Source organism: Alcanivorax sp. HI0083 (genome assembly GCF_001635175.1).
In genome coordinates this window covers 1-8,426 of record NZ_LWFX01000709.1, presented here as the reverse complement: position 1 = coordinate 8,426, position 8,426 = coordinate 1, and the positions used below count along the sequence as shown (strand labels likewise).

Below are 8,426 nucleotides of genomic sequence, written 5' to 3'. Positions count from 1 at the left end.
GGGGGGGCTACAGTACACTAGCGCACCTTCATTTTCACCGTACCCATTTACCGTATCTCTATCCGGACTGGCCCAGGCAATGAGCGAAACGAAAGCGCCAAGCAATTTTATCAGACAGATCATCGACCGTGACCTCGCAGAAGGTAAAAATGACGGCCAGGTGGTTACCCGTTTTCCGCCGGAGCCCAACGGTTACCTGCATATCGGCCATGCGAAATCTATCTGTCTCAATTTTGGTATCGCGGAAAGCTATGGCGGTAGCTGCAATCTGCGCTTCGACGATACCAATCCGGAAAAGGAAGAGGACGAGTACATCCAGTCCATCAAGCAGGATGTGCAGTGGCTGGGGTTCCAGTGGAACGGTGAAGAGCGCTTTGCCAGTAACTACTTCGACCAGCTGTATGACCTGGCGGTGGGCCTGATCCAGAAAGGCCTGGCCTATGTTGACAGCCTGAGCCCGACGGAAATCGCTGAATACCGCGGTAATTTCACCACGCCTGGCAAACCGAGCCCTTACCGTGACCGTTCCGTGGATGAAAACCTGGCGCTATTCGAGCAGATGCGTGATAACAAGCTGGACGAAGGCGAGGCGGTACTGCGTGCAAAAATTGACATGCAGAGCCCGAATATCAGCCTGCGTGATCCGATTCTTTACCGAATCCGCAAGAAGACCCATCACCAGACCGGCGACAAGTGGGTGATTTACCCCATGTATGACTTTACGCACCCGCTGTCGGATGCCATTGAAGGCATCACCCACAGCCTGTGCACGCTGGAATTTGAGGATCACCGCCCCTTTTATGACTGGGTGGTGGAAAACACCTCGGTCCCGGCGACCCCTCGCCAGTATGAATTTGCCCGCCTGAACCTGAACTACACGGTGACCAGCAAGCGCAAGCTCAAGCAATTGGTGGATGAAGGGCACGTGGATGGCTGGAATGATCCGCGCATGCCGACGATTTCCGGCTTGCGTCGCCGTGGTTACACGCCGACCTCTATCCGCACCTTCTGCGAATCGGTAGGGGTGAGTCGTGCGGACTCGGTGGTGGACATGGCGATGCTGGAAGCGGCTATCCGCGATGACTTGAACCAGCATGCGCCCCGCGCCATGTGCGTCATGAACCCGCTGAAAGTGGTTATTGAGAACTGGGAAGCGGGCAAAGAGGAGACGCTGGTAGCACCGGTGCATCCCCAGAATGAATCCATGGGGACTCGTCATGTGCCGATGACGCGGGAGGTGTATATCGACCGTGAAGATTTCCGCGAAGAGGCCAACAAGAAATTCAAGCGTCTGGTATTGGGCGACCGGGTGCGGTTGCGTTATGGCTATGTGGTGCGTGCCACCGATGTAGTGCGTGATGATCAGGGCGAAATCGTGGAAGTGCGTTGCAGCTATGATCCGAACACGCTGGGCAAGAACCCGGAAAATGCTGATGATCAGGGCAAGATGCGTGGTGTGATTCATTGGGTGAGTGCGGACAAGGGGCTGCCTTGCGAGGTTCGGCTGTACGATCGTTTGTTCAGTGCTGCCAACCCTGACAAGGGACTGGAAGAGGGGCAGACCTTCCTGTCCCACATCAATCCTGAGTCCCTGACTGTGCTGGATGGTTGCTGGGTAGAGCCAGGGTTGCGTGGTGCGCTGGCGGAAACCCGTTACCAGTTCGAGCGCGAAGGGTATTTCTGTGTGGACCAGGACAGCACTGATGAGCGACTGGTGTTCAACCAGACGGTAGGCCTGCGCGAATCCTGGCCGAAGGAAGCTTGAAGCGCGGTTGACCGTGCTGGAAGGTAAGCGCCGAACCTGGCGCTGTTAAAAAAGGCCGCGCCCGGATACCGGGTGCGGTCTTTTGCGTTTTACGACTGCGCGAGTCGTAATGTGGCCTTCAGGTCAGATCTTCCAGGGCTGCATCCGGGGCATTGTTCTTGACTGACTCAATGCCGTTTTCCATGCCGCTGGTGCTCTTGTACATCTGGCTTTGACCGATGACTTGGTGATTGGCGGCCTTGAGAACGAAATAGTGGCGTTCGTCTTTGGCAACCTTGCGTTCGAAATTGCTGTCATCGGCGCTGTTCTTTCTTACCGAGTCGATACCGTTCTCGCAGGCAGTCTTGGTGGTGTACTGCTCGCTGGCGAGGATGATCTCGCCGTTGCCGGCTTTCAGGCGAAAGATGAACTGCTCATTGCTGGCTTTGTCGATCTCGAATTTCCCTGACATGGTGCTCTCCTTGGTCTGCCACTTTGGCGGTCTGCAACGAGAAAATCACTGCAGCATCAAGGATGCTAACCCAGCCCGACAGCGGTGGGTATTGACGGTTTTATGACAGTGACGGGTGGGCACAGATGATGCAGGAAACCAGGAAGAGTGGGGCGCCTGGAACGCCCCGGTTGACGTTTAGCCGAAGGCTTTCTCGCCGGATTGCAGGGTCTGGAAGATGAGGGTGTTGATGGTCATCGGGCCGACACCGCCAGGAACGGGGGTGTAGGCAGCGACGCGATCAACCAGCGGCGCCAATTCAATATCCCCGCATTTTTGCGGGTGGAAGCCGGCATCGACCACCACTGCGCCATCCTTGATCCAGTCTGCCTTGATAAATTCCGGTTTGCCCACGGCGCCCACAACGATGTCGGCCTGCTTCACCAGGGCCGGCAGGTTCTGGGTGCGGCTGTGGCAGATGGTAACGGTGGCATTGGCTTCGAGCAGCATCATGGCCATGGGCTTGCCCAGAATGGCGCTGCGGCCCACTACGACGGCGTGTTTGCCTTCCAGCTCTACCTGATAGTGTTCCAGTAACCGCATGATGCCCTTGGGGGTGGCGCAGCCGTAGGCGGTTTCGCCCATGCTCATGCGACCAAAGCCAAGACAGGTGACGCCGTCCACGTCCTTTTCCAGGCTGATAGCATCGAAACAGGCGCGCTCGTCGATCTGGGCGGGCACCGGGTGCTGCAGAAGAATGCCGTGTACATCCGGATTGTTGTTCAGTTCGTCAATCTTGGCCAGCAATTGCTCGGTGGTGGTGCTTTCGGCCAGCTCGATGGCGACTGATTCCATGCCGACACGCTGGCAGGCATTGCCTTTCATCTTTACATAGGTGGCGGAGGCCGGGTCGGCACCCACCAGAATGGTGGCAAGGATCGGCGTACGGCCGTGGGCCTTGGCTTTCAGGGTGTCGACGCGCAGGCGCATCTCCTGCTCAAACTGCTGGGCCAGGGTTTTGCCATCAAGAATCTGGGCGGTCATGTGGGCGATCTCTCTGAAATTGACTACAGTAGGGGTGGCTCGGCGCGGTCGCGGTTATTGCAGCCTGCCGGGGGTAGCCGTGAACGGCGCGATTCTCGCATGCGCAGGCACTGTTCGCAAAAAACAGGCGCAAAAGTTGCCTAAAATCTGAACGTTAGAGATTTTTTTGCGTTAAACACCGTTGACGCTCATGGGGGTGCCGAGTATTATGCGCGCCTCGCTTTCGAGCTTAGTCACTGACGCAGCTTTAAGAGACGGGGTGTAGCGCAGCCTGGTAGCGCGCCTGCTTTGGGAGCAGGATGTCGGGGGTTCGAATCCCTCCACCCCGACCAGTTGGCTTGATGGCGGTAACCTGCAAGCGCCTGTAGCTCAACCGGATAGAGCAACGGCCTTCTAAGCCGTCGGTTGCAGGTTCGAGTCCTGCCAGGCGCGCCAGGCAGGACAGGAAGAAAGCAGACAGTTTTATGGTGATTGTAGCTCAGTTGGTAGAGCTCCGGATTGTGATTCCGGCGGTCGTGGGTTCGAGCCCCATCAGTCACCCCATATTAAAAGCCTCCGGGATAGATCCCCGGAGGCTTTTTCGTATGGGCTTCAGGTGCTGCGCTATAGGCAGACTGTAGGCAGCGAAGCTCCCTTTGATTATAATCTGCGCCCTTCATTAGGCCGTCTTCGCGTTATTTCGGCGGCGGGCAGAGATAAAAGTCTTTTTTAAAGAGGATGTTATGCAGGTTTCTGTTGAAACGACTTCAGGTCTTGAGCGCCGTGTGACGGTGGGTGTACCCGCAGAAAAAGTGGATGTGGCAGTAGAAGGCAAGCTGCAGGAAGCCCAGAAAACGATCCGTCTGGACGGTTTCCGCCCGGGTAAAGTGCCCATGCGTGAAGTAAAGCGTCGCTTTGGCGGGGCCGTGCGTAACGAAGTGCTGGCTGACGTTATGCGTGAAGCCTTCATTGAAGCGGTGGAGCAGGAAAAACTGCAGCCCGCAGGCATGCCCGGTTTCGAGGCCAAGACCAACGAAGCCGGCAAGGATCTGGAGTTCGTGGCGACCTTCGAGGTGTACCCGGAGGTTGAGCTGGCCGCGTTCGATACCATCGAAGTGGAAAAGCCCCAGGCTGAAGTGACTGACGCCGACGTGGACACCATGATCGAAACCCTGCGCCAGCAGCGCGCTGAGTTTGCCGATGTGGACCGTGCCGCCGAGACCGGTGACCGCGTCAATATCGATTTCAAAGGCCTGAAAGACGGCGAAGCCTTCGAAGGCGGTACCGCCGAAGGGCAGAACCTGGAGCTGGGCTCCGGCCAGATGATCCCGGGTTTTGAAGATGGCATCGTTGGCATGAAAGCCGGTGACGAGAAAGACATCGACGTGACCTTCCCGGAAGACTATCAGTCCGAAGACCTGAAGGGGCAGGCTGTTGTGTTCCAGATCAAGGTCAACAAGGTAGAAGGCAAGGCGCTGCCGGAAGTAGACGCCGAGTTCATGAAAGGCTTTGGTGTGGACGATGGTGACGAAGCCAAGTTCAAGGCTGAAGTACGCAAGAACATGGAGCGTGAGCTCAAGAATGCCATCACCAGCAAGGTGAAAGAGCAGGCCATGGACGGGTTGGTGAACCTGCATGAGTTTGACCTGCCGGCAGCTCTGGTCACCCAGGAAATCCAGCGCATGCGTCAGCAGATGATGCAGCAGTTTGGTGGTGGTCAGCAGTTTGATCCCTCCATCTTGCCGGATGACCTGTTCAAAGAGCAGGCCGAGCGCTCTGTGCGTCTGGGCCTGGTAGTGCGTGCCATCCTCGACAAGAACGAAATCAAGGCAGATGCCGACAAGGTAAAAGCCCGCGTTGAAGAGATTGCCGAGCAGTACGAAAAGCCGGAAGAAGTGGTGAGCTGGGTCTACAGCAACCCGCAGCAGCTGCAGCAGATCGAAGGTGCGGTGCTGGAAGAGCAGGTAGTCGACCTGGTGCTGGAAAGCGCCAAGGTGGAAGAGAAAAGCATGCCTTACCAGGACGCGGTTAAGCCGCGCGAGCAAGCGGAAGGCTGATTTAAACCTTCTGTTTGACCTTCAAAACGGGGCCTTCGGGCCCCGTTTTGCGTTATTTATGCGCAATTTGCGCAAGAATTGTGCACTTAAACCCCTCTCCCGCCCACTTTTATAGACGCCCCCCAAGTGCCGTCATAAGATGCCTGAAGACCTATTTGCCTTGCTTGCCTTGTATTCCGGCCTTCTGGCCCTCAAGACAACGCAAGGTACATGCCGGTTGTTGACCTCCGGCATCAATAAACAGTTGAGAACGTCCACGGACGATCGACGAGAAGGAAAGCGCTACATGATCGACTTGAGCCGTATTAACTCGCTTACCCCGGAAATGAACCAGCTGATCAAGGATCCGACCAATCTGGGCCTGGTGCCGGTGGTGATTGAGCAGACCGCCCGTGGGGAACGTTCTTTCGATATCTACTCCCGCCTTCTGAAAGAACGGGTGATCTTCATGATCGGCCAGGTGGAAGATCACATGGCCAACCTGATCGTGGCACAGATGCTGTTCCTTGAGTCCGAGAACCCGGACAAGGATATCCACCTGTACATCAACAGCCCGGGTGGTTCGGTTACCGCTGGGATGTCCATCTACGACACCATGCAGTTCATCAAGCCGGATGTGTCCACCATGTGTGTAGGCCAGGCGGCCAGCATGGGGGCCTTCCTGCTTACCGCCGGGGCTGCCGGCAAGCGTTTTGCGCTGCCCAATGCCCGGGTGATGATTCACCAGCCGCTGGGTGGCTTCCAGGGCCAGGCGTCAGACATTGAAATCCACGCCAAGGAAATCCTGAAAATCAAAGGGCAGCTCAACAGCTTGCTGGCTCACCACACCGGCCAGCCCATCGAGCAGCTGGAAAAAGACACTGACCGTGACAACTTCATGAGTGCCGACGAAGCGAAGGAATACGGCATCATTGACGCGGTGTTGAGCCAGCGTCCTGTTTAAATAGGGCGAGTTAGTACAAAAAGTGTCCTAACGGAACGGCAGAGCAGCCCGGCGGGCTTGAAAAACACCGGGCTACCCTGCATCTTCAAAGCAAATACACAGGTTTAGAGGCAATTCGATGACCGATTCCACTGGCAAGGGCGACGACGGCAAACTGCTGTATTGCTCCTTCTGCGGCAAAAGCCAGCATGAGGTCCGCAAACTGATTGCGGGGCCCTCGGTCTTTATCTGCGACGAATGCGTGGATCTGTGTAACGACATTATCCGCGAGGAAGTGCAGGAAGACACCAGCGACACCGATGGTGAGCGCCTGCCCAAGCCCCACGAAATCAAGGACACCCTTGATGAGTACGTGATTGGCCAGGAGCGTGCCAAGAAGGTGCTGGCTGTGGCTGTGTATAACCACTACAAGCGCCTGCGTAGCGGTGGAAAAGGCCGTGACGAAGTCGAGCTTGGCAAAAGCAATATTTTGCTTATCGGGCCTACTGGTAGCGGCAAGACCCTGCTGGCCGAGACCTTGGCGCGGCTGCTCAATGTGCCGTTCACCATTGCCGATGCAACCACGCTCACCGAAGCGGGTTACGTCGGTGAAGATGTTGAAAACATTATCCAGAAACTGCTGCAGAAATGTGACTACGATGTGGACAAGGCCCAGCGCGGCATCGTCTACATCGATGAAATCGACAAGATTTCCCGCAAGTCCGACAACCCGTCCATCACTCGTGATGTGAGCGGCGAAGGCGTGCAGCAGGCACTGTTGAAGCTGATCGAAGGCACTGTGGCGTCTGTGCCGCCTCAGGGTGGGCGCAAGCATCCACAGCAGGAATTCCTGCAGGTGGACACCTCTAACATGCTGTTCATCTGTGGTGGTGCCTTTGCCGGTCTCGACAAAGTGATCCGCGAGCGCTCCGAGAAGGGCGGTATCGGTTTCTCCGCCGAGGTGAAGAGCAAGGACAATACGCGCAATCTGGGCGAGCTGCTGGTCGATGTGGAGCCGGAAGATCTGGTCAAGTATGGCCTGATTCCCGAGTTCATTGGTCGTCTGCCGGTGATCGCGACGCTGGAAGAGCTGAGCGAAGAAGCGTTGATCCAGATTCTCACCGAACCGCGCAATGCGCTGACCAAGCAATACGCGCGTCTGTTTGAAATGGAAGGGGTGGAGCTGGATTTCCGCGACGACGCCCTGCGCGCGATTGCCAACAAGGCCATGGTACGCAAGACCGGTGCCCGTGGTCTGCGCTCGATCCTTGAAGGGGTGCTGCTCGATACCATGTACCAGGTTCCGTCCATGGATAGCGTGGCCAAGGTGGTGATTGATAGCCCGACAATCAAGGGTGAATCCGAACCGTTGTTGATTTATGAAAACAACGAGCAGTCTTCCAAGGTGGCACCGGATTGAGACCCGGGCATGGTCCGGGTCTGTCCTGCTTTCACCTAAGTCATAGAGGCAATACGTGCTGAAAGATATTCCGCTTTTACCGCTGCGTGATGTAGTGGTGTACCCGCACATGGTTATCCCGCTGTTTGTCGGCCGGGAAAAGTCCATTGCGGCTCTTGAAGCTGCCATGGCAGCTGACAAGCAGATCATGCTGGTCGCCCAGCGTAATGCCTCCGACGACGATCCGGGTGTGGACGACATCTACCGGGTTGGTACGGTTTCTACCATTCTGCAATTGCTCAAGCTGCCGGACGGTACCGTGAAGGTGCTGGTCGAAGGCGGCCAGCGTGCCCATGTGGCCAAGGCTGAATTTGGTGAAGAAGGCGCTGTTGCTGATGTGCGCGAGCTGGAAGAAGGGCTCCCGGACGAAAGCGAGCAGGATGCGCTCTCGCGCTCCCTGCAGGGTCAGTTCGAGGATTACGTCAAACTCTCCAAGAAAGTGGCGCCGGAAGTGACCGGCTCCGTTTCTTCCATCGACGAAGTCAGCCGCTTGGCTGACACCATTGCCGCGCACCTGCAGCTCAAGCTGGAGGAGAAGCAGGACGTGCTGGAAATGGTGGACGTGCGCGAGCGTGTTGAACACCTGATCGCGCTGATGGAATCGGACATTGATGTGCTAAAAGTGGAAAAGCGCATCCGTGGCCGGGTGAAAAAGCAGATGGAGAAAAGCCAGCGCGAGTATTACCTGAACGAACAGATGAAAGCCATCCAGAAAGAGCTGGGTGATCTGGAAGACAGTGGTAATGACCTGGACGATCTGGAAAAGAAAA

Annotated in this window: 7 protein-coding genes and 3 tRNA genes; 8 read left to right on the top strand and 2 right to left on the bottom strand. The window is 56.5% G+C overall.

Annotated elements, in window-relative coordinates:
• Nucleotides 1–79 precede the first annotated feature (79 nt).
• On the top strand, nucleotides 80–1,765 hold the full coding sequence (locus A3754_RS07000) for a glutamine--tRNA ligase/YqeY domain fusion protein (protein ID WP_063519175.1): 1,686 nt from the start codon (nucleotides 80–82) through the stop codon (nucleotides 1,763–1,765).
• Between the two features lie 118 nt (nucleotides 1,766–1,883).
• Here the strand turns inward: A3754_RS07000 and A3754_RS06995 are convergent, their stop codons facing one another.
• Entirely contained in the window at nucleotides 1,884–2,216 is a 333-nt protein-coding gene (locus tag A3754_RS06995; RefSeq protein ID WP_063519174.1) for a YegP family protein, read from the bottom strand.
• Between the two features lie 177 nt (nucleotides 2,217–2,393).
• Nucleotides 2,394–3,239, bottom strand: coding sequence for a bifunctional methylenetetrahydrofolate dehydrogenase/methenyltetrahydrofolate cyclohydrolase FolD (folD, locus tag A3754_RS06990; protein WP_063519173.1), 846 nt, complete (start codon nucleotides 3,237–3,239; stop codon nucleotides 2,394–2,396).
• 255 nt (nucleotides 3,240–3,494) lie between these two features.
• On the opposite strand from folD, the gene A3754_RS06985 reads away from it, so the two are divergent.
• The 7 genes from A3754_RS06985 to A3754_RS06955 form a co-directional block, all read left to right on the top strand.
• A tRNA-Pro gene (locus A3754_RS06985) sits at nucleotides 3,495–3,571 on the top strand.
• A 26-nt stretch (nucleotides 3,572–3,597) separates the two neighbouring features.
• A tRNA-Arg gene (locus A3754_RS06980) sits at nucleotides 3,598–3,674 on the top strand.
• Between the two features lie 32 nt (nucleotides 3,675–3,706).
• Nucleotides 3,707–3,782: transfer RNA gene (locus A3754_RS06975), tRNA-His, on the top strand.
• 179 nt (nucleotides 3,783–3,961) lie between these two features.
• On the top strand, nucleotides 3,962–5,275 hold the full coding sequence (gene tig, locus A3754_RS06970; protein ID WP_063519172.1) for a trigger factor: 1,314 nt from the start codon (nucleotides 3,962–3,964) through the stop codon (nucleotides 5,273–5,275).
• 286 nt (nucleotides 5,276–5,561) lie between these two features.
• Nucleotides 5,562–6,218: an ATP-dependent Clp endopeptidase proteolytic subunit ClpP gene (gene clpP / locus A3754_RS06965; RefSeq protein ID WP_082872489.1), complete on the top strand. Its 657-nt coding sequence runs from the start codon at nucleotides 5,562–5,564 to the stop codon at nucleotides 6,216–6,218.
• 118 nt (nucleotides 6,219–6,336) lie between these two features.
• Nucleotides 6,337–7,617 (top strand): ATP-dependent Clp protease ATP-binding subunit ClpX, encoded by a 1,281-nt coding sequence (gene clpX, locus A3754_RS06960; protein ID WP_063519171.1) that lies wholly within the window; start codon nucleotides 6,337–6,339, stop codon nucleotides 7,615–7,617.
• A 109-nt stretch (nucleotides 7,618–7,726) separates the two neighbouring features.
• Nucleotides 7,727–8,426, top strand: a 700-nt coding sequence (locus tag A3754_RS06955) for an LON peptidase substrate-binding domain-containing protein (RefSeq protein WP_231880527.1), incomplete at its 3' end; no start/stop codon positions are given.